We start from the raw sequence: 20,606 nt of genomic DNA on the forward strand, positions 1-20,606 counted from the left end.
CCTCCCGTAACAGGAGGGCCTAGCGTCCGGGACATGAAGATTGTGGTGCACGACACGGCGTCCGCGATGGCCGAACTCCTGCGACTGCCGCTGCGGGAACGGCCCGACGCCCTGAGGGAGATGTTCGGTCCGCTGCGGAGCGCGCTGTCCGTGCTGGGTGATGTGGACATGGTGCAGATGCACAGCACGGGCAGCGGCTTCCCGCTCGACCGTGAGGACCCGCGGCACCTCACGGCGCTGCGGCAGATGCGGGACGCGGGGGTGTGGAGCGAGATCGAAGGCCGCCTCGACGCGGCACGGGAGCGGCTGGCCGGTGCGGCGCCCGGGGCCGCGACCGCCGACACGGTGCATGTCGTCCTGGTGCTCGGCAACCCCGACGACCACCACCTGACGGTCCGTTCGAGCGGCTACTTCGGCATCGGCGGCTTCCCCGGGGCGATCCTGCTGGTCATGTGGCCCAACGAGATCAGCCTCGCCAGGATCGGCCACGCCGCCGCGCACGAGCTCCACCACAACGTGCGGTACGCCAACGTGGTCTGGAACCCCGCGACGGTCACGGTCGGCGAGCAGGTCGTGGCCGAGGGGCTGGCGGAGGCGTTCGTACGGGAACTGGCCGGCGAGCGGGCCATGGTCCCCTGGGTGACGGCGCTGTCCGATGCGCAACTGGACGAGGCCCACGAGAAGATCGTGGCGGCGATCGACGTGGCCGGGATGCAGAACCTGCCGCCGTACGTGTACGGCGACGCCACCGCGGAGCTCATGGGGTGCGCCCCCGTCGGGCTGCCGGACCTCGCCGGGTACGCGGTGGGCCTGCGGATCGTGGACGCCCATCTCGCGGCGTCCGGCCTGACCGCCGCCGAGAGCGTCGCGCTGCCGGCCCGCGAGATCCTCGCCAACGCGGGGGTGCCGACCGACGCGTGAGGACCGGTGGCGGGTGCGGACCGATGGCGGGTGCGGACCTGCGAGCGAGGTCCTGCGAGCGAGGGCCGACGCGTGAGGACCGGCCGAATCAAGAACCCACCTGCGAGTTTTACCGAACGCTGAATGACATGGCTCTCCGTCGCCTCCCCTCCCTAGAGTTCCGACCGGTAGCAGCCGGTGTGCGCAGGAGCGGAAGGACGCAGCGATGAACGTGCTCGAAGGACTCGTCGAAGGAGTACGCGCCGACCTGGCGGAACGACAGCACCGGGTGTCGGAGGGCGAGTTGCAGGACCGGGCCGCCCAGGCCGGGCCCGGCCGCGACTGTGCCGCGCTGCTGCGCGGAGCGGAAGGTCTGACCGTGATCGCCGAAGTGAAGCGGGCCAGCCCCTCCAAAGGGCCGCTCGCCGCGATCGGCGACCCGGCGGCGCTGGCGGCGGACTACGAGGCGGGCGGCGCCGCGGCGATCAGCGTCCTCACCGAGTCCCGCAGGTTCGGCGGCTCGCTCGCGGACCTGGACGCGGTCCGGGCCAGGGTGGAAGTCCCCGTACTGCGCAAGGACTTCATCGTCGGGCCCTACCAGCTCTGGGAGGCGCGGGCACACGGCGCGGACCTGGCGCTGCTGATCGTCGCCGCGCTGGAACAGCCGCTGCTCGCCGAACTCGTCGCGCTCGCCGGGGAGATCGGGCTGACCCCGCTGGTGGAGGTGCACGACGAGGCGGAGACGGACCGGGCGCTGGACGCCGGCGCCCGGGTGATCGGTGTCAACGCCCGCGACCTGCGCACCCTGGAGGTCGACCGGGGAACCTTCGCCCGCCTCGCGCCGGGCATCCCGCGGGACGTCGTACGGATCGCCGAGTCGGGCGTCCGCGGCCCCGGCGACGCGGCGCACTACGCCGCCCTCGGCGCGGACACGGTCCTGGTCGGCGAGTCCGTCGTGACCGGCGGCAGCGCCAGGGAGGCCGTGGCCGCCCTGGTCGCCGCCGGCCGCAGGACCGTCAGCGCTCCCGGAACGGCTTCGCAGTGACGGGACGTCACCCCTCCCGCGCCAGCTTCGCCGTGACCGCCGCCCAGTGCTCCAGCACGGCCGCGGCCGCACCCGAGTCGAGGGACTCGGCGGCCCGCTCCACCCCGGCCGCCAGCCGTTCCGCGACCGGCAGGGCGCTGGGCTGCAGCGCCGCGAGACCCGCGGCCGCCGACAGCAGCACCGCGTCCCTGACCGGCCCCCGCGCCCCGGCGAACACCTCGCGGGCCACCCGGGCGTTGTGAGCACGGTCGCCGCCGCGCAGCACCCGCGCGTCGGCGTACCCGATGCCGATGTCGCGCGGGTCGAAGGTCTCCTCGCGCACCTCGGAGCCGGTGACCGACCAGACCGTGGAGGTAGTGGTGACCGTCAGCTCGTCCATTCCGTCGTCGCCCCGGAAGACCAGCGCCGACACCCCCCGCCCGGCCAGCACCCCGGCGAGCAGCGGGGCCTGGCGCCGGTCCGCGACCCCCACCGCCTGGGCGGCGGGGGAGGCGGGATTGGCGAGCGGACCGAGGATGTTGAACACGGTGCGGATGCCGAGCTCCCGGCGAGTCCCGGCCGCGTGCCGCATGGCCGGATGGAACAGCGGGGCGAAGCAGAAGGTGATGCCGGTCTCCTCGGCCACGGCCGCGACCTGGTCCGCCGGAAGGTCAAGCGACACCCCCAACTCCTCCAGCACGTCGGCCGATCCGCAGGACGAGGAGGCGGAGCGGTTGCCGTGCTTGACCACGCGGGCCCCGGCGCCGGCCGCCACGACCGCCGACATCGTGGAGATGTTGACGCTGTTCGACCCGTCGCCGCCGGTGCCGACGATGTCCAGCGCGGGCCCCGGCACCTCCAGGGGCACGGCGTGCCGGAGCATCGCACGTACCAGACCCTCGATCTCCTCGACGGTCTCGCCCTTGGCGCGCAGGCCCACCAGCAGCCCGGCCAGCCGTGCGGGGCCGACGGTTCCGGTCATCACCTCGTCCATGGCCCGTGCGGTGTCCCGCGCGGACAGGTCCTCGCGGCTCAGTAGCGCGTTCAGCAATTCCGGCCAGGTACGGCCCTGCGGCTCGGTAGTCACGGGGATTCTCCTTGAGCGACGCCAGAAAGGGTCTTCGCCGTCAATTCTGTGAATTCCCGCGCACGCATTCCAGACCACTGACCGGGCAGCCGTACGGTCCAATTCGAGAGGGGGAGGGTCGGTGGCCCTGCATGTGGCGGTCGAGGTCGTCCGAGAATCCGAGACGTCCCTGACTTCTCAGATCCAGCATTTCATCAAGAAGGAGATATCCGAGGGAATCCTCCACCCGGGCACCCGGCTGCCGTCCAGCCGCCGGCTCGCCGACGACCTCGCCGTGTCGCGGAGCGTGGTGGTGGAGGCGTACGGACAGCTGGTCGCCGAGGGGTACCTGGAGGCGGTCCAGGGCGCGGGCACCCGCGTCGTGCGCCACCTGGACGCCGAACCCGCCGTGGTGCCCGCCCTGCTGGACGAGGGGCGGATCCCCGCCGTCCGCTGGGACCTGCGTCCGGGCGGCCGAAACTTCCCGGCGTTCCCCCGGCGCGAGTGGCTCGGCTGCTACCAGCGGGTCCTGCACGCGGCCGGGCCCGCGGACCACGACTACCCGCCGCTGGCCGGCGCACCGGCCCTGCGCGTCGAACTCGGCCACTACCTCGGGCGGTTGCGCGGCGTGCGCACCACCGCGGACCAGGTGATGGTGGTGGCGGGCTTCGCCCAGGCGCTCGGCCTGCTCTGCGCGGTCCTGCCGGACCTGGGGATCGGCGCCCTGGGGATCGAGGACCCGGGCCATCCAGGGCAGCGCCGGTTCGTCCACGGGAGCGGACTGCGGACCGTACCGCTGCCGGTGGACGAGGAGGGCATCGACGTCGACGCCCTCGCCGCGTCCGGGGTCCGGGCCGTCCTGGTCACCCCCGCCCACCAGTACCCCACCGGCGTCACCCTCTCCGCACGGCGCCGCGAGGCACTGGTCCGCTGGGCGCGCGAACGGGACGGCTGGGTGATCGAGGACGACTACGACGGCGGCCTCTGGTACGAACGCGGCGCCACCCGCCCCCTGGCGCTCCAGCGCACGGCCCCCGACCGCGTCGTCCACGCGGGTACGGCGAGCAAGTCGCTCGCCCCCGGCCTGCGGCTCGGCTGGCTGGCCGCGCCCCGGCCGCTGCTCGACCGGCTGCTGAGGGCGCGCGCCCGCCACGACCTGGGCACCGAGACCCTCACCCAGCTGGCCTTCGCCGAATTCCTGCGCAGCGGGCTGTTCGACCGCCATCTGCGGCGGTTGAACGCCCTGTGCCGCAGCCGCAGGGAAACCCTCGACGAGGCGGTGCGCGGACACCTGCCGGGCGCCGAGGTCGTCGGCCGGGCCGCGGGGCTGCACGCGTACGTACGACTGCCCCGGGACACGGACGAGGCCGCGCTGGTGGCGGGGGCGCTGCGCCGGTCCGTACTGGTGCGCGGAGGTGCGGCGTTCCACGTCCGGCCGGGAGGCGGGGCGCCCGCCCTGGTGGTCGGGCACGCACACCTGCCGCGCGCCGGAGTGGCGGAGGCGGTCCGTGAGGTGGCGGAGGCCGTCCGTGAGGTGGCGGCGGTCAGACGGTCGCCCGCATCCGCAGGAAGTTCTCCAGCATCGCAAGACCGCCGTTGGTCGTGATGCTCTCGGGGTGGAACTGCACGCCCTCGATCGGCAGCGTCCGGTGCCGAAGGCCCATCACATAGCCGTGGTCGGTGGCGAAGGCCGTGGAGACCAGCGGCTCCGGGAGGGGGTCGGAGACGATCAGCGAGTGGTAGCGGGTGGCTTCGAGGGTGTTGCCGAGCCCCTGGAACACCCCGGCCCCGTCGTGCCGCACCGTACTGGTCCGCCCGTGCATGAGCTCGCCCGCCACCTCGACCCGGCCGCCGTGGGCCAGCGCGATCGCCTGGTGCCCCAGACAGACACCGAGCAGCGGCACCCGGCCGGCGAACTCGTGCACCAGCTCGACATGGCCGGAGTCGGCCGGGTGGCCGGGGCCGGGACCGAGCACCACGGCGTCGGGTTCGGACGCCGCCAGCCGGCCGGGCGAGCGGGACAGCGACCGGACGACCTCGGTCCGCGCCCCGAGAGTGCGCAGGTACTGGTCGATGATGTGCACGAAGCTGTCGTAGGCGTCGATCAGCAGCACCCGCATGTCCTGGAACTCCTCGGCCTTCTGGGTCCCCTGGGTCTTCTGGGCCTTCCGGGTCTCCTCGATCTCCTTCACGACTGCAACTCCTCACCGGTGAGCGCCCAGTAGGCCGCCCCCATCTTCGCCAGCGTCTCCCGCCACTCGGCCGCGGGCTCCGACTGGGCGACCATGCCCGCCGAGCTCTGGGTGGAGTAGGTCTCCCCGTCGTACTCCACCGTGCGGATGCACAGCGCCAGTTCGCTCCAGCCGCGTACGTCCACCAGCCCCACGGCGCCCGCGTAACTGCCGCGCCGCTCCTCCTCCAACTCGTCGATGATCTCCATGGCGCGCACCTTCGGGGCGCCGGTCATGGTCCCCGCGGGGAACGTCGCGCGCACCGCCCGCCACGCGTCCACACCCGCCTCCAGCCGACCGGAGACCGTCGACACGAGGTGGAAGACGTGCGAGAAGCCCTCGACCGCCATCAGCCGGTCCACGGGCTGGGTGCTGGGCGTGGCCAGCCGGCCGATGTCGTTGCGGCAGAGGTCGACCAGCATGATGTGCTCGGCCCGCTCCTTGGTGCTCTCCTGCATCTCTTTGATGCGGCGCTGGTTCTCCTCCTCGTCGGGGCCGCGCCGGGCGGTGCCCGCGATGGGGCGCATCGTGATCTCCCCGCCCTCGATCCGGAAGAACAGCTCCGGGCTCGCACCGATCAGGGTGCTGCCCGCCCTCGGCATCAGGAACATGTACGGCGAGGGGTTGCGATGGCGAAGCCGCCGGTAGACCTCGACGGGCGTCAGGGCGGAGCGGACGTCGAGGCGATGGCCGATCTGGATCTGGTAGATGTCACCGACTCCGATGTGTGCCAGGCACCTCTCGGCCCATCCCAGGAACTTCTCGCGGCTCACACTGTCGCGCACCGACAGCGGTACGGGAGCCTCCGGTACGGGCGCCTCCGGCGCGCTCCTGGCCGCCCCGGCCGCCTCAGCAGCCAGCGTGCCGACGTCGACGCCCGCCGCCGGGGCGGGGAACTCCGGGCTCTCGGCGCGCAGTCGGCGCACGCCTCCCGTCGCGAGGTCGTACCAGACGGTCTCCTGGAAGAGCGTGAGCGTCATGTCCGGAACCCGCGGTGCCACGGTCCTGGCCGGCAACGACTCCATGAGCCAGGCCGATTCGTACGCCAGGGACGTCAGGAAGCCGAACGCGTAGGCGGTGGTGGGCACGGTGCTCTCCACGGCGAACACCCGCTGCGCCGCGGCCAGCGCTTCCCAGAGCAGGTCGGGGGTCGCGAAGCGCAACCGTCGCACACCGGACCCGGACCCGGACCCGGACTTGGACTTGGACTCGGACCCGGCACCGACCTCGGACCCGTCCTCGGCCGTGCGGTCCACCGTGAGCCCGGCACCCTCGGCCGCCGCGGCGAGCGCCCGGGTGACGGCCGGCGCTCCGTCGAGGTCGATGTGGCCGTCGAACACCCGGATCTCGGCCAGCCGGCCGAAGCCGACGACGGCCGACCGCCGGTCCTGGTCGGCGCCCGCCATGCTCTCGAAGAGGAACACGTCCTGCTCCGGCAGGAAGTCCCGCAGACGTACGTAGAGATCGAGGGGGTCGTGCCGCGGCAGCCCCGCCGCGGTGACCCGTACGCCGATCGTCGTTGTTTCCGGCAAGGTGAACTCCCTCTGCTCCCTTTGGAATCGGCCGGGAGCGAGTGAATCAGCGGATGCGAGAGCCGGGCCAGACCAATTCCCCGCAGCCGATGCGGGCCATTCCCGAACAGCTTGACCCGGAAGGGCCGCGCGGATTGAGTGGGCACACGTTCTTTATTGGCCTCCGCACCGGAAGGCAGTAATGAAAAGAAGCATGAGAACAGCCGCAGAATCCTGGCGTGCTTTTCCCGCAGGACAGCAGCCGGACTGGCAGGGCACGGAAGAACTGCGTGCCGTGACCGGCTGGCTGGAGACGGCCCCTCCGCTGGTCTTCGCCGCCGAATGCGACCGACTGCGCCGCCGGACGGCGGCCGTCGCCCGTGGCGAGGCCGTCCTGCTCCAGGGCGGGGACTGCGCCGAGACCTTCGACCGGGTGACCGCCGACACGATCCGCGGCAGCCTCAGGACGCTTCTGCAGATGGCCGTCGTGCTCACCCACGCCACCGCGCTGCCGGTCGTCAAGATCGGCCGGATGGCAGGACAGTACGCCAAGCCGCGCTCCAGCCCGGTCGAGCACCGGGACGGCCTCGCCCTGCCCTCCTACCGCGGCGACGCGGTCAACGGCCTGGAGTTCACCGCCGAGGCCCGCCGGGCCGACCCCGGGCGGCTGCGCCTGATGTACGAGGCGTCGGCCAGGACGCTCAACCTGGTACGGGCCCTGACCACGGGCGGATTCGCCGACCTGCGCCAGGTGCACGAGTGGAACCGGGGCTTCGTCGCCGACTCGCGGGCCGGCGAGCGCTACGAGGAACTGGCCGACGAGATCGGCCGCAGCCTGGACTTCATGCAGGCGTGCGGGGTCGACACCCGGGAACTGGGCACCGCCGAGTTCTTCGTCGGCCACGAAGGGCTGCTGCTCGACTACGAGTCCGCCCTGACCCGCACCGAACCGGCGACCGGCCGGGCCTACGCCACCAGCGGCCACCTGCTGTGGATCGGTGAAAGGACCAGGGACCTGGACGGCGCGCACGTCGAGTACTTCTCCAAGGTCCACAACCCCGTCGCGGTCAAGCTCGGCCCTGCCACGCAGCCCGACACCGTCCTGAAGCTCATCGACCGGCTCGACCCGGACCGCGAACCCGGCAGGCTGACCTTCGTGGTGCGTGCGGGCGCCGACCGGGTCCGGGACCTGCTCCCCACCCTCGTGGAGAAGGTCAACGCCGAGGGCGCGCTGGTCTGCTGGGTCAGCGACCCGATGCACGGCAACACGACCACCGCGGCGAGCGGCCACAAGACCCGCAGGTTCGACACCGTGCTCGACGAGGTGCGCGGCTTCATGGAGGTCCACCAGGCGCTGGGCACCCACCCGGGCGGCATCCACGTCGAGCTCACCGGCGACGACGTCACCGAGTGCACCGGCGGCGGCAACGAGGTACTGGCGGAGGACCTGCACCACCGGTACGAGACGGCCTGCGACCCCCGCCTCAACCACGCCCAGTCCCTCGACCTGGCGTTCCTGCTCGCCGAGATGTACCGCGGCCCGCTCGGGCCATAACACCGACCGAGGGGTCAACTGGCAGCTCCCGCAGAGCAGTTGTCCCTCCTACGGTTTCGGTACCCCCACCGAGAACGAGGAGAGACCCGCATGCTCCACAGACATGCCAAGGCGGCCTGCGCCGCGTTCGCCGCGGTCGGCGCGCTCGTGCTGGCCGGGCTGCCCGGCACCGCGTCCGCGGACCCCGCCGCGGCCGCCGCACGTTCGGCCTCCGACACCCTGGGCGTCGGCAAGGCATCCCCCGAACTGTTGCGGGCCATGCAGCGCGACCTCGGCGTCACCGCGCAGCAGGCCACCGCGCGACTGGTGAACGAGGCCGAGGCGGGGGCCGTCGCCGGCCTGCTGCAGAACGCGCTCGGGCGGGACTTCGGCGGTGCCTGGGTACAGGGCGCCGACTCCGGGACGCTGACCGTGGCCACCACCGACGCCGCCGACGTGCCGTCCATCGAGTCGAAGGGGGCACGCGCCCTCGTCGTACCGCACACCCTGCGGCAGCTGGACACAGCGCTGGCGAAGCTCGACAGGGCCGCCGCGGCGACAGCTGCGAAGGACGTACCCGTCCGCTTCGTGAATGTCAGGACGAACAAGGTGACCCTGCAGGCGGTCCACCCGGCCGCCGCGAAGGCCCTCGTCGCAGCCGCAGGGGTCGACCCCGCGCTCGTACGGACGGAGAAGTCCGCGCAGCAGCCCCGTCCGCTCTACGACATCAGGGGCGGCGACGCGTACTACATGAACGGCAGCGGCCGCTGTTCGGTCGGCTTCGCCATCACCAAGGGGACGCAGCAGGGCTTCGCCACCGCCGGACACTGCGGACGGCCCGGCACCACCACCACCGGCTACAACCAGGTCGCACAGGGCTCCTTCCAGGCCTCCACCTTCCCCGGCCGCGACACCGCCTGGGTGGCCACCAACTCCAACTGGACCGCGACGCCGTACGTGAAGGGCAGCAGCGGGAACGTCCAGGTCACAGGATCGACCCAGGCGGCGGTCGGCGCCTCCGTGTGCCGGTCGGGATCCACCACCGGCTGGCACTGCGGCACCATCCAGCAGCACAACACCAGCGTGACGTACCCCGAGGGGACCATCACCGGGGTGACCCGCACCTCGGTCTGTGCCGAACCGGGCGACTCCGGCGGCTCGTTCATATCCGGCAGCCAGGCGCAGGGCGTCACCTCCGGCGGCTCCGGCAACTGCAGATCCGGCGGTACGACCTTCTACCAGCCGATCAACCCCCTGCTCCAGGGGTACGGTCTGACCCTCAAGACCACCAACGACGACCCGGGCCCCGGCCCGGGTGAGCCCGGCGGCACCTGGGCGGTGGGCACCGTCTACGCGACGGGCGCCCAGGTGACGTACGGGGGTGTCACCTACCGGTGCCTCCAGGGCCACCAGGCGCAGGAGGGCTGGACGCCCCCGAACGTCCCGGCCCTCTGGCAGGCCGTGTGACCGCCTGGCAATCCGTGTGACCGCCGCCTCATAGAGGCAACCGCCGCCTCATGGAGGAGGCGGCAGGCAGTGACCCGTCGTCCGGTGCCGTGTTCCGCGGCACCGGACACACTGCTGTGCGGCGCTGTGCGGCGAATTCCCTGACGGAGAATGTGCGGCCGAGGCGGAGAATGTGCGGCTGATTACCTTCTGTACCGTGTCGCTGGTAGGCCGTACGGGTGAGGGGCGTCAGAATTGCCGGATGCAGATACAGCACGTGGGTGGGGTGGTCCGGTGAGCAGGTATGACGTCACCGACGAGCAGTGGGAAGGGCTCGCCCAGGTCGTACCGCTGCGCAGCCGCAACGAATGGCCGTCCAGGACCGACCACCGGACGATGCCGCAGGAGTACGAGGCGGTGGAGCAGCGGCGGATGATCGTCCTGCGGGTTCAGATCTTCTCGGACGCGCGGGAGGTCGCGGAGTACCTGATCGCGCAGATTCCGGTGCTGCTGGACCTGACCAGCGCGGAGACCGATGTCGCCAAGCGGATCCTGGACTTCAGCAGCGGTGTGGTCTTCGGCCTCGGCAGCGGCATGCACCGGGTCGACCGGAACGTGTTCCTGCTCGCGCCGGTCGGCATGGAGGTCGAGGGCGTCGAGGCCACGGCCGTCCCTCGATCGTAGGAAGACTTCCCAGGTGTAACGGTTCGTCAATGATGCGGATGCATAGCGTCCGCATCATGACTGTGCCTTCGCTCACCCACCCTCCCGTTCCTGTTTCCGTCACCCCTCCGTCCCTCTCCCACTCCGTACGCCCGCACCGCCCCGAGGTCACCGAACTGCGGCTCTCCGCCTTCGGTCCGCACCGCGGGGCGGTGTTTCCGTTGGGTCCGCTGACCTTCGTCGCTGGGCCGAGCGGGAGCGGCAAGACGACGGTGCTGCGGGTGTACGAGGCGCTGGCCAGGCTGGGGGCAGGCGAAGGACTCGACGAGGCGTTCCCGGCACCGGCCGACTGCGTGCCGGAGCGGGTGGCCACCGATGGACAGGGACGCCGCGGATTCCGCATCGGCTGCACGGTCGACGGCCCGGCCGGTCCCGTCCATCTCGACCTCGCGGTTCAGGCGGAGCCGGAACTCAGGATCGTCAGCGAACGTTTGACGTGCGAAGGGCAGGAACTCCTGACCACCGTGCTGCGCGACCCGGGGCGGAGCACGGTCCAGGCGGCCTGGTACACGGCGGGTGCGGCGCGGGTGACGCGTGCGCCGCTGCCGGACGACCGGCTGGGCACGGCCCTGCTGCCGCTGCGGGTGGCCGGCCGGACGGAGGGCGAGCTGCGGGTGCTGGCCGCGGCCGAGCAAGTGCTCGTCGCACTGCGGTCGGTGTACGTCTGCGATCCGCAGCCGCAGCGGATGCGCGCGCCGGTGGTGCCCGGCGAGGGGCTGCTGCGGCGCGGCTGCGACAACCTCGCTGCGGTCCTGCGGCGCACCGGCCACGAGTGCGCGATCCGCCACACGGCACTCGTCGCGGCGGCGCGCGAGGGGTGCGCAGGACCGGTCGAGGACCTGACGGCGGAGGACCTGGCCGACGGCACGGTCCGGGCGGTGCTCGGCCGGGGCGCCGGGGGAGCGACGCCCCTCGGGCGGCTGGGCGAGGGCGAGCTGAGGTATCTGGCGCTCGCGCTGGTGCTGCTGACCGGGCCGCGGGTGCTGGACATGGAGTACGTGGGCGAGGTGCCCGACGCGCACCAGGCGCTCGCGGTGCTGGTCGACGGCTTCGACCGGGGCCTGGACCGGCGGCAGGCGCGGGCGCTGGGAGAGCTGGCCGGGCGGATGTGCGGGCGTGGACACATCAGGCTGGTCGGTACGGTCACGGACGCCTCGTGCGTGCGTGGGGCGGCAGGTGTGGCGGTGGTAGACCTGTAGCCGTGAGAGACGATTCGAGAACGGCGGCGGGCGTGGACGGTACGGAACCCGAGGTGGCGGCGGAGCAGGCGGCGGACCAGGTGACGGACCGGGCGGTGGACCAGGTGACGGAGCTCCGGCGCCGGCTGGCCGCGTTCGCCGCTGCGCGGGACTGGGGGCAGTACCACACGCCCAAGAACCTGGCGGCCGCGCTCAGTGTGGAGGCGTCCGAACTGGTGGAGATCTTCCAGTGGTTGACCCCGGAGCAGTCCGCCCGCGTGATGGAGAAGCCGGATTCCGCGCACCGGGTGGCCGACGAGGTCGCGGACGTCCTGGCCTATCTGCTGCAGTTCTGCGAAGTACTGGGGATCGACCCGCTGGCAGCGCTGGCCGCCAAGATCGAGCGGAACGAACTGCGCTTCCCCGTACCGGGGGCCGGGCTTCCGGAAGCAGGGGCGCGGGAATCGGGGGGTCCGGAAACCGGGGGGCCGGAAACCGGGGGTCCGGAAGCCGCAGAGAAGGAGATTCGTCACTCTTCGGAGTGATGGCAATATCCACAACCGCATTTGTGTCCACAGATTTCCGCATAGCCCTGGTTTTCCTGTCCCCTTCCCCTCACTCTGGGTAGTGGACAGGGAGAGAGTGGGACGGCAACGGGGGTCGCTGATGGACGCGGTGAGACTCATTCGGGTCGGCAGACATGCGCTGGCGCAGAGCCAGGCGCCGCTGGACATCCTGACAGAAGCCTGGCAGGCGCAGGCGCTGACCCAGGCCATCGGCGGGATGCTGGCCATGAAGGGCCCGCCGGAACTGCGGGGAGAGGCACAGGGGCTCTGCGAGGCCGGTGGCAGGGGCTGCGGGACGATCGACTGGTCGACCCTGAGCGCCGGCGGGTCGGCCGTGTCCGGCTTTCCGGCCGGGCAGCCGCCCGAACTGCGGCCGAGGGCCGCGCAGCTCGGTGAAGTCACCGACGCGCGGGGGGCGTTGGTGGGCCTGGGCGGTCTGCTGGGAGAGGTGGGGATCGCGCTCGTCGGGGTGGCCTGCGCCGCGGACGAGGAAGGGTTCTACTGGCAGACGATCGAAGCGATCGACGCCGCCGACGAGTCGAACGACCGGGTGCGCGGACTGCTGCGCCGGCTCACGGTGTGGGAGCACGGCAGGCTGCAGGGCGCCGCCCACGACTCGGCGGCGGGGCCGTCATGACCCTGCTCCGGTCAGTGGGACCGGTCGTGGCCGCCGCTGTGGCGGCCGTCGGCGCGGCTGTCGGAGCGGCCGTCGCCACGGCTTTCGCGGTGACCCTCCTGGGCGCCGGTGGTGCCGGTGGTGCCGGTGGTCGGCGGGCGGTCGCCCGTGGTCTGCAGATCGGCGTCGAGCTGCGAAAGATCGGCGGTCAGCGCCGCCATCAGTTCCTCCATCTGCTGCAACAGGCCCTTCGGAGCGGCCTGCTGGCCCGGTACGGACTGCTGCACCGGATTTGCGGACGCGGTCTGATCAGGCACGGCTTCCTGGGACATGGCGGCCTCCTCGGCCCGGGCCCTCCCGGTGGAGGAGGGCGGTGTTGCTGTCAACGCCCCGGCAGCGGTCGTCGGCGCGGGGGCCGGGCTGTCCGGCTCCGCCCGAGGAAACGAGCGCTTCGGGGACCGGTCACTGGCACGGCAGTGCGAGGACCCCCACGATGACGAGTTTTCACCCGACCGGGCAGATGGGGGACAGGTGGGATCAGCGGGGTTGACGACAGTTCGAAGGTGCAGGATGGAGGCATGGATCTTCGAATCTTCACCGAGCCCCAGCAAGGGGCGAGCTACGAGAAGCTGCTGACCGTCGCGAAGGCCACCGAGGCTTTGGGCTTCGACGCCTTCTTCCGGTCGGACCACTATCTGAGCATGGGCGCCGCCGACGGGCTGCCCGGACCGACCGACGCCTGGATCACGCTGGCCGGGCTCGCCCGGGAGACCGAGCGGATCCGGCTGGGGACGCTGATGACCGCGGGCACGTTCCGGCTCCCCGGGGTGCTGGCCATCCAGGTCGCCCAGGTCGACCAGATGTCGGGCGGCCGGGTCGAACTGGGTCTGGGCGCGGGATGGTTCGAGGAGGAGCACAAGGCGTACGGAATCCCGTTCCCGAAGGAGAAGTTCGGCAGGCTGGAGGAACAGCTGGCCATCGTCACGGGGCTCTGGGAGACGGAGGTCGGCCAGACCTTCAGCTACGACGGGACGTACTACCAGCTGGCGGACTCCCCGGCGCTGCCCAAGCCGGCCCAGGCCAAGGTGCCGGTGCTGATCGGAGGCCACGGGGCCGTCCGTACACCGCGGCTCGCCGCGCAGTACGCCGACGAGTTCAACATCCCGTTCGCCTCGCTGGACGACACCGCGCGGCAGTTCGGCAGGGTCAGGGCCGCGGCGGAGCAGGCCGGACGGAAGTCGGACGACCTGGTGTACTCCAACGCACTGGTGGCGTGCGTGGGCAAGAACGACGCGGAGGTGGCGCGCCGGGCGGCGGCCGTCGGACGGGAGGTGGACGAGCTCAAGGCGAACGGACTGGCGGGATCGCCCGCCGAAGTGGTGGACCGGATCGGACAGTTCGAGGCGATCGGATCGTCCCGGGTCTATCTCCAGATGCTGGACCTGGACGACCTCGATCACCTGGATCTGATCTCCTCGCAGGTGCTGTCCCAGCTGAGCTGAGCTGAGCTGAGCCGGCCTCGTCTCCCCTCCCCACCTACCTCCTTCCCTCCTCCCTTCGTCCGCCGTCAGGAGTCGTCGTGCAGTCCACCCGCCCGCTTTCCGCTGTGCTCGCCGAGGGGACTCTCGTCCTCGACGGCGGGCTGTCCAACCAGTTGGAGGCCCAGGGCTGCGACTTGTCCGACGCGCTCTGGTCGGCGCGGCTGCTCGCCGACGACCCGGAGCAGATCGGGGCGGCGCACGCCGCGTATGTGCGGGCGGGTGCGCAGGTGCTCATCACCTCCAGCTACCAGGCGACGTACGAGGGGTTCGCCGAGCGGGGCACCGGGCGGGCGGAGGCGGCCGGGCTGCTGGCCCGCAGCGTGATGCTGGCGCGTGCGGCGGGTGCGGCCGGGCCGTGGCCGGTGTGGGTGGCCGCCTCGGTCGGGCCGTACGGGGCGATGCTCGCCGACGGCAGCGAGTACCGGGGGCGGTACGGGCTGTCGGTGCGGGAGCTGGAGCGTTTCCACCGGCCGAGGATCGAGACCCTGGCCGGGGCCGGGCCCGATGTGCTCGCCCTGGAGACGGTGCCGGACGCCGACGAGGCCGAGGCGCTGCTGCGGGCGGCCGAAGGGTGCGGGGTGCCGGTCTGGCTGTCGTACAGCATCGCGGGGGAGCGGACCCGGGCCGGACAGCCGCTGGCCGACGCGTTCGCACTCGCCTCGGGGAACGACCAGGTGATCGCGGTCGGGGTGAACTGCTGCGAACCGGCCGACGCCGACCGGGCGGTGGAGATCGCCGCCGAGGTCACGGGGAAGCCGGTCGTCGTCTACCCGAACAGCGGCGAGGAGTGGGACGCGGCCGGGCGCGGCTGGACGGGGGAAGGCACCTTCGACCCCGGCCGGGTGCGGGCCTGGCAGTCGGCCGGAGCACGCCTGGTCGGAGGCTGCTGCAGGGTCGGACCCGAGCAGATCGCCGGTCTCGCGGCGGGTGTGGGATCCCGCGGAGAGTGAGCCTTCTTCTGGGAAAACCCATGGTCGGAGCGGGCGAACCGGGCGATACTCGGACGCGTGTTCATAACGATCAGTACCACCGGCACCCAGGAACGCCCGGCGACCGACCTCGGATTTCTGCTGCACAAGCATCCCGAGCGGAAGCAGACGTTCTCCACCTCTCACGGCACGGCGCACGTCCTCTATCCCGAGGCGACCGCCGAGCGCTGTACGGCCGCGCTGCTCCTTGAGGTGGATCCGGTGGCGCTGGTCCGGCGCGGCAAGGGCAAGGGGCGTGGCGGCTCACCCGACGCGGCACTCTCGCAGTACGTCAACGACCGCCCCTACGCGGCCTCTTCGCTGCTGGCCGTGGCCCTGAGCACCGTCTTCAAGAGCGCCCTGCACGGGGTGTGCAACGCCCGCCCGGAGCGTGCCGCCGAGCCGCTGCCGCTGCGCATCGAAGTCCCGGCGCTGCCCGCGCGCGGGGGCGCCGCCCTGGTGGAGAAGCTGTTCGCACCGCTGGGCTGGAGCACGGTGGAGGCGGTGCCCGTAGCGCTGGACACGCAGTTCCCCGAGTGGGGCGACTCGCGCTACGTACAGCTCGTACTGGAGGGAGAGCTGCGGCTGGCCGAGGCGCTGCGGCACCTCTACGTACTGCTGCCGGTGCTCGACGACGCCAAGCACTACTGGGTCTCGCCCGACGAGGTCGACAAGCTGCTGCGGGCCGGCGAGGGCTGGCTGCCGCAGCACCCCGAACAGAAGCTGATCACCAGCCGGTACCTGTCGCGGCGCTGGGGACTGACCCGGCAGGCCACTGAAAGGCTGGAGCTGGCGCGGCTCGCGGACGCCGACGACATCGTGGTCGAGGAGATCGACAACGCGGTGGCCGAGGAGACCGAGACGGAGGAGCGGCCGACGCCGCTCGCCGTGCAGCGCCGGGAGGCGATCCTCGGGGCGCTGCGTGCGGCCGGGTCCGGCCGGGTGCTCGATCTCGGCTGTGGGCAGGGGCAGTTGGTGCAGGCGCTGCTCAAGGATGTGAAGTTCACCGAGATCGTCGGTGTCGACGTGTCCGTGCGGGCGCTCACCATTGCCTCGCGACGGCTGAAGCTGGACCGGATGGGCGAGCGGCAGGCCGAGCGGGTCTCGCTGCTGCAGGGCTCGCTGACGTACACCGACAAGCGGCTGGCCGGGTACGACGCCGCCGTGCTGAGCGAGGTGATCGAGCACCTGGACCTGCCGCGGCTGCCCGCCCTCGAATACGCCGTCTTCGGGTCGGCGCGGCCCAGGACGGTCGTCGTGACCACGCCGAATGTCGAGTACAACGTGCGCTGGGAGACCCTGCCCGCCGGGCATGTCCGGCACGGCGACCACCGCTTCGAGTGGACGCGGGAGGAGTTCCGCGGCTGGGCGGGGAAGGTGGCCGAACGGCACGGGTACGGCGTCGAGTTCGTGCCCGTCGGGCCGGACGACCCGGAGGTGGGGCCGCCCACGCAGATGGCCGTCTTCACCATGGCCACGCCCGACGACAAGAACACCGAGAACGTGAAGGAGGCGAAGGTCGCATGAGCAGCACCACCGAAGCAGCACCGGGCACCACCGCACCGCGCAGGCTCCCGGTCACCGACCTGTCCCTCGTGGTCCTGGTCGGCGCCACCGGCTCCGGCAAGTCCACCTTCGCGCGCCGGCACTTCAGGCCCACCGAGGTCATCTCCTCGGACTTCTGCCGCGGTCTGGTCGCCGACGACGAGAACGACCAGAGCGCGAGCCGGGACGCCTTCGACGTGCTGCACTACATCGCGGGCAAGCGCCTCGAAGCCGGCCGGCTGACCGTCGTCGACGCCACCAACGTCCAGTCGGAGAGCCGCAAGCAGCTCGTCCAGCTCGCCAGGAAGTACGACGTCCTGCCGATCGCGATCGTCCTCGACCTGCCCGAGGAGGTGTGCGCGGCACGCAACGCCGAGCGCCCCGACCGGGCCGGTATGCCCCGCCACGTCATCCAGCGGCACAAGCGCGAACTGCGCCGCTCGCTGCGCGGACTGGAGCGCGAGGGGTTCCGCAAGGTGCACGTCCTGCGCAGCGTCGAGGAGGTCGAGGCGGCCGAGATAGTCCTGGAGAAGCGCTTCAACGACCTCACCCACCTCACCGGCCCCTTCGACATCATCGGCGACATCCACGGCTGCCGCTCCGAACTGGAGACGCTGCTGGGGAAGCTGGGCTACGTCGACGGGGCGCACCCGGAGGGCCGGACCGCCGTCTTCGTCGGCGACCTCGTCGACCGCGGCCCGGACAGCCCCGGCGTACTGCGCCGGGTCATGGGAATGGTCGCCTCCGGAAACGCGCTGTGCGTGCCAGGGAACCACGAGAACAAGCTCGGACGTTGGCTCAAGGGAAGGAACGTCCAGCACACCCACGGACTCGCGGAGACCATCGAGCAGTTGGACAGGGAGGAGGACGGCTTCAAGGAGCAGGTGAAGACCTTCATCGACGGCCTCGTCAGCCACTACGTCCTCGACGGCGGCGACCTCGTCGTCTGCCACGCCGGACTGCCCGAGAAGTACCACGGGCGTACGTCCGGACGCGTCCGCTCCCACGCGCTGTACGGGGACACCACGGGCGAGACCGACGAGTTCGGTCTGCCCGTGCGCTACCCGTGGGCCGAGGAGTACCGCGGCCGTGCGGCCGTCGTCTACGGGCACACGCCGGTCCCCAACACCTCGTGGATCAACAACACCATCTGCCTCGACACCGGCGCGGTGTTCGGCGGGAAGATGACCGCGCTGCGCTGGCCCGAGCGCGAACTCGTCGACGTACCGGCCGAGAAGGTCTGGTACGAGCCGGTCAAGCCGCTGCTCGCCGAGGCGCCCGGCGGTCACGACGGGCGTCCGCTGGACCTTGCCGATGTCGCGGGGCGGCGGACCGTGGAGACCAGTGAGCACGGGCGCGTGGCGGTCCGCGAGGAGAACGCGGCGGCGGCGCTCGAAGTGATGAGCCGCTTCGCCGTCGACCCGCAGCTGCTGATGTACCTGCCGCCGACGATGGCGCCCACGGGCACCTCCAAGGTGGAGGGCTACCTCGAACACCCCGCCGAGGCGTTCGCGCAGTACCGGTCGGACGGCGTCGAGAAGGTCGTGTGCGAGGAGAAGCACATGGGCTCGCGGGCCGTGGTGCTGGTGTGCCGCGACGCACGGGCGGCGCGCGAGCGGTTCGGGGCGGACGGTCCCACCGGGGTCGTGCACACGCGCACCGGGCGGCCGTTCTTCGACGACGAGGCGATCGGCGAGCTGGTGCTCGCCCGGCTGCGCACCGCGGTGGACGAGGCCGGGCTCTGGGAGGAGCTCGACACCGACTGGCTGCTGCTGGACGCTGAGCTGATGCCCTGGTCGCTGAAGGCGTCCGGGCTGCTGCGGCAGCAGTACGCCGCCGTCGGTGCGGCGTCGGGGGCCGCCTTCCCCGGCGCGCTCGCCGCCCTGGAGGCCGCCGTGTCGCGCGGTGTCGAAGGTGCGGACGAACTGCTGGTCCGGCAGCGCGAACGGGCGGCGGACGCCGGCCTGTTCACCGAGGCCTACCGGCGGTACTGCTGGCCGACCCAGGGCCTGGACGGGGTGCGGCTCGCCCCCTTCCAGCTGCTCGCCGTGCAGGGGCGCTCGCTCGCGGGCGTACCGCACGACCGGCAGCTGGCCTGGCTGGACCGGCTGGTGGAGAACGACCCGACCGGGCTGCTCAGGACCACCCGCCGGCTGGTCGTCGAGACCGGCGACGAGTCGTCGGTGCAGGCGGGTGTCGACTGGTGGCTGGAGATGACCAGCAGGGGCGGCGAGGGCATGGTCGTCAAGCCGCTCCAGGCGCTGGCGCGGGACGGCAAGGGCCGTCTCGTGCAGCCGGGCATCAAGGTGCGCGGCCGCGAGTACCTGCGGATCATCTACGGTCCCGAGTACACCCGGCCGGAACAGCTGGAGAAGCTGCGGCAGCGGTTCCTCGGGCACAAGCGTTCGCTGGCGCTGCGGGAGTACGCGCTGGGGCTTGAGGCTCTGGAGCGGCTGGCCGGGGGCGAGCCGCTGTGGCGGGTGCACGAAGCGGTGTTCGCAGTGCTCGCACTGGAGTCGGAGCCGGTGGACCCTCGCCTCTGAGGGTCGCCGGTCGAGTGCCCGACCGAGTGCCTGACCGATTACCGGGCCGCCGGGCCGTTCGATGGGCCGGCCCGTACGACTGAGACCGCAGCCGGGACGGCTGCGGTCTCAGTCGTTTCCGGGCGGGCGGGGCGCGATGGGGCAGGTGGAGCAGGGGGTACGGCTGCCGGGGTGCCGCGGCCCCGTGCGCGGGTCGGGCACCCGGGTCCTTCGCATGCCTTTTCGATCTGAGTGATCATCAACTGTGCTGCTGAGAAAGAGGAGTTGATCGTTCTTGACTCGGGTGTGCCAGGTGCCTAGTCTTCCTTTCCTCTCTGCTTGACGCATCGTCACCACGTCGCGTCCTGGGTGCCAACGGGGGCGAGGCGATGAGTCTTTTCGGGCAGGGCCGCCCCTTTCTCGATGCCCTTTCGCGGCAGGACCGGGAAACCCTGCTCGGCCTGGGAGCACCGTGCGTCTACGAACCGGGGCAGGTCATGCTCCAGGAGCGCGACACCGGCACCTTCGTGCTGGCCGTGCGCAGCGGGTGGTCCGTCGTCTCCGTCTCCACCGAGCGCGGCGCCCGCCTCATCCTTGCGCTCCGTGGGGCGGGTGAGGTGATAGGAGACCTCGCCGCGGTCGACCAGGGACCGCGCAGCGCGACCGTGACCGCGCTCGGTCCCGTCGAGGCGACCTCCATCAGCGGGGAGCGGTTCCGGCACTTCCTCTCCGCGCGGCCGCACGCCACCGCGTTGATCATGCGTCAGTTCAGTGCGCGGCTGCGCAGCGCCGACAGCGAGCGGCGTTCCCTCGCGTCGGAGACCGTCCTGCGGCGGCTCGCCGTACGGCTCCTCGAACTCGCGCAGCGGGCCGGAAGGACCGCGGCGGACGGCGCTGTGGTCGTCGAACTTCCGCTTCCCCAGCACGACTTGGCCTCCGCGGTGGGCGCCACCAGGGAGGCGGTCGCCAAGGCATTGCGGCTGCTGCGCGAGCAGGACGTCGTACACACCGGAAATCGGCGGGTGACCGTGACCGACATGGAGCTGCTCCTCCTGCTGGCACAGGGCAGGGCCGGGCCGCCCCCGCGCGGCGGGCAAGGGGCACGGCCGGGGGCGGGACCCGGCACGAGGACCGGACCGGGACCCGGGGAGAAAGGCGGGCCGGATGTGTAAACGGCTACATCGCGTGGTGGCGGACGGTACGAGAGTGAAACCGGCGGACGAGGACGCAGGAGG

At 71.9% G+C, this 20,606-nt stretch carries 18 protein-coding genes; 14 read left to right on the plus strand and 4 right to left on the minus strand.

Annotated elements, in window-relative coordinates:
• Positions 1–33 precede the first annotated feature (33 nt).
• Positions 34–921: a DUF2268 domain-containing protein gene (locus tag ACH4SP_RS05545; protein WP_398409634.1), complete on the plus strand. Its 888-nt coding sequence runs from the start codon at positions 34–36 to the stop codon at positions 919–921.
• Positions 922–1,126: 205 nt separating this feature from the next.
• Positions 1,127–1,945 (plus strand): indole-3-glycerol phosphate synthase TrpC, encoded by an 819-nt coding sequence (gene trpC / locus ACH4SP_RS05550; protein WP_398409636.1) that lies wholly within the window; start codon positions 1,127–1,129, stop codon positions 1,943–1,945.
• A 7-nt stretch (positions 1,946–1,952) separates the two neighbouring features.
• On the opposite strand, the gene trpD is transcribed toward trpC, so the two are convergent.
• Complete coding sequence (gene trpD, locus ACH4SP_RS05555; RefSeq protein WP_398409639.1) at positions 1,953–3,011, minus strand: anthranilate phosphoribosyltransferase; 1,059 nt, start codon at positions 3,009–3,011, stop codon at positions 1,953–1,955.
• A 121-nt stretch (positions 3,012–3,132) separates the two neighbouring features.
• On the opposite strand from trpD, the gene ACH4SP_RS05560 reads away from it, so the two are divergent.
• Positions 3,133–4,596, plus strand: coding sequence for a PLP-dependent aminotransferase family protein (locus ACH4SP_RS05560; protein WP_398409641.1), 1,464 nt, complete (start codon positions 3,133–3,135; stop codon positions 4,594–4,596).
• Here ACH4SP_RS05560 and ACH4SP_RS05565 read toward each other — a convergent pair.
• Both ACH4SP_RS05565 and ACH4SP_RS05570 read right to left on the minus strand, forming a co-directional pair.
• Positions 4,535–5,110, minus strand: coding sequence for an anthranilate synthase component II (locus ACH4SP_RS05565; protein ID WP_398411725.1), 576 nt, complete (start codon positions 5,108–5,110; stop codon positions 4,535–4,537). The genes ACH4SP_RS05560 and ACH4SP_RS05565 overlap by 62 nt on opposite strands.
• 68 nt (positions 5,111–5,178) lie before the next feature.
• Complete coding sequence (locus ACH4SP_RS05570) at positions 5,179–6,753, minus strand: anthranilate synthase component I family protein (protein ID WP_398409643.1); 1,575 nt, start codon at positions 6,751–6,753, stop codon at positions 5,179–5,181.
• Positions 6,754–6,946: 193 nt separating this feature from the next.
• Here ACH4SP_RS05570 and ACH4SP_RS05575 point away from each other — a divergent pair, with 193 nt between their 5' ends.
• From ACH4SP_RS05575 to ACH4SP_RS05600, 6 genes are all read left to right on the plus strand, one after another.
• A complete protein-coding gene (locus ACH4SP_RS05575; RefSeq protein WP_398409646.1) occupies positions 6,947–8,287 on the plus strand; it encodes a class II 3-deoxy-7-phosphoheptulonate synthase in 1,341 nt (446 codons plus the stop codon).
• A 90-nt stretch (positions 8,288–8,377) separates the two neighbouring features.
• Positions 8,378–9,733 (plus strand): carbohydrate-binding protein, encoded by a 1,356-nt coding sequence (locus tag ACH4SP_RS05580; RefSeq protein ID WP_398409648.1) that lies wholly within the window; start codon positions 8,378–8,380, stop codon positions 9,731–9,733.
• Positions 9,734–10,006: 273 nt separating this feature from the next.
• Entirely contained in the window at positions 10,007–10,396 is a 390-nt protein-coding gene (locus ACH4SP_RS05585; RefSeq protein WP_398409650.1) for a cell division protein SepF, read from the plus strand.
• Positions 10,397–10,452: 56 nt separating this feature from the next.
• On the plus strand, positions 10,453–11,634 hold the full coding sequence (locus ACH4SP_RS05590; RefSeq protein WP_398409652.1) for an AAA family ATPase: 1,182 nt from the start codon (positions 10,453–10,455) through the stop codon (positions 11,632–11,634).
• Positions 11,635–11,738: 104 nt separating this feature from the next.
• Complete coding sequence (locus ACH4SP_RS05595; RefSeq protein WP_398411727.1) at positions 11,739–12,158, plus strand: nucleotide pyrophosphohydrolase; 420 nt, start codon at positions 11,739–11,741, stop codon at positions 12,156–12,158.
• A 121-nt stretch (positions 12,159–12,279) separates the two neighbouring features.
• Positions 12,280–12,816: a DUF6099 family protein gene (locus tag ACH4SP_RS05600; protein WP_398409655.1), complete on the plus strand. Its 537-nt coding sequence runs from the start codon at positions 12,280–12,282 to the stop codon at positions 12,814–12,816.
• An 11-nt stretch (positions 12,817–12,827) separates the two neighbouring features.
• Here ACH4SP_RS05600 and ACH4SP_RS05605 read toward each other — a convergent pair whose 3' ends face one another.
• A complete protein-coding gene (locus tag ACH4SP_RS05605) occupies positions 12,828–13,127 on the minus strand; it encodes a hypothetical protein (protein ID WP_398409657.1) in 300 nt (99 codons plus the stop codon).
• 246 nt (positions 13,128–13,373) lie between these two features.
• Between ACH4SP_RS05605 and ACH4SP_RS05610 the strand changes: the two genes are divergently transcribed.
• The 5 genes from ACH4SP_RS05610 (at position 13,374) to ACH4SP_RS05630 (ending at position 20,543) form a co-directional block, all read left to right on the plus strand.
• Positions 13,374–14,297 carry an LLM class F420-dependent oxidoreductase gene (locus ACH4SP_RS05610; RefSeq protein WP_398409659.1) on the plus strand — a complete coding sequence of 308 codons (924 nt, stop codon included), beginning with the start codon at positions 13,374–13,376 and terminating at the stop codon, positions 14,295–14,297.
• Between the two features lie 77 nt (positions 14,298–14,374).
• Positions 14,375–15,286 (plus strand): homocysteine S-methyltransferase, encoded by a 912-nt coding sequence (gene mmuM, locus ACH4SP_RS05615; protein ID WP_398409661.1) that lies wholly within the window; start codon positions 14,375–14,377, stop codon positions 15,284–15,286.
• Between the two features lie 57 nt (positions 15,287–15,343).
• Positions 15,344–16,831, plus strand: coding sequence for a 3' terminal RNA ribose 2'-O-methyltransferase Hen1 (locus tag ACH4SP_RS05620; RefSeq protein ID WP_398409663.1), 1,488 nt, complete (start codon positions 15,344–15,346; stop codon positions 16,829–16,831).
• A complete protein-coding gene (locus ACH4SP_RS05625) occupies positions 16,828–19,392 on the plus strand; it encodes a polynucleotide kinase-phosphatase (RefSeq protein WP_398409665.1) in 2,565 nt (854 codons plus the stop codon). The genes ACH4SP_RS05620 and ACH4SP_RS05625 overlap by 4 nt, the downstream gene beginning before the upstream one ends.
• Before the next feature lie 368 nt (positions 19,393–19,760).
• A complete protein-coding gene (locus tag ACH4SP_RS05630; protein WP_398409666.1) occupies positions 19,761–20,543 on the plus strand; it encodes a Crp/Fnr family transcriptional regulator in 783 nt (260 codons plus the stop codon).
• Positions 20,544–20,606 lie beyond the last annotated feature (63 nt).

The organism is Streptomyces sp. NPDC021093 (genome assembly GCF_044333135.1).
Classification (GTDB): Bacteria; Actinomycetota; Actinomycetes; order Streptomycetales; family Streptomycetaceae; genus Streptomyces.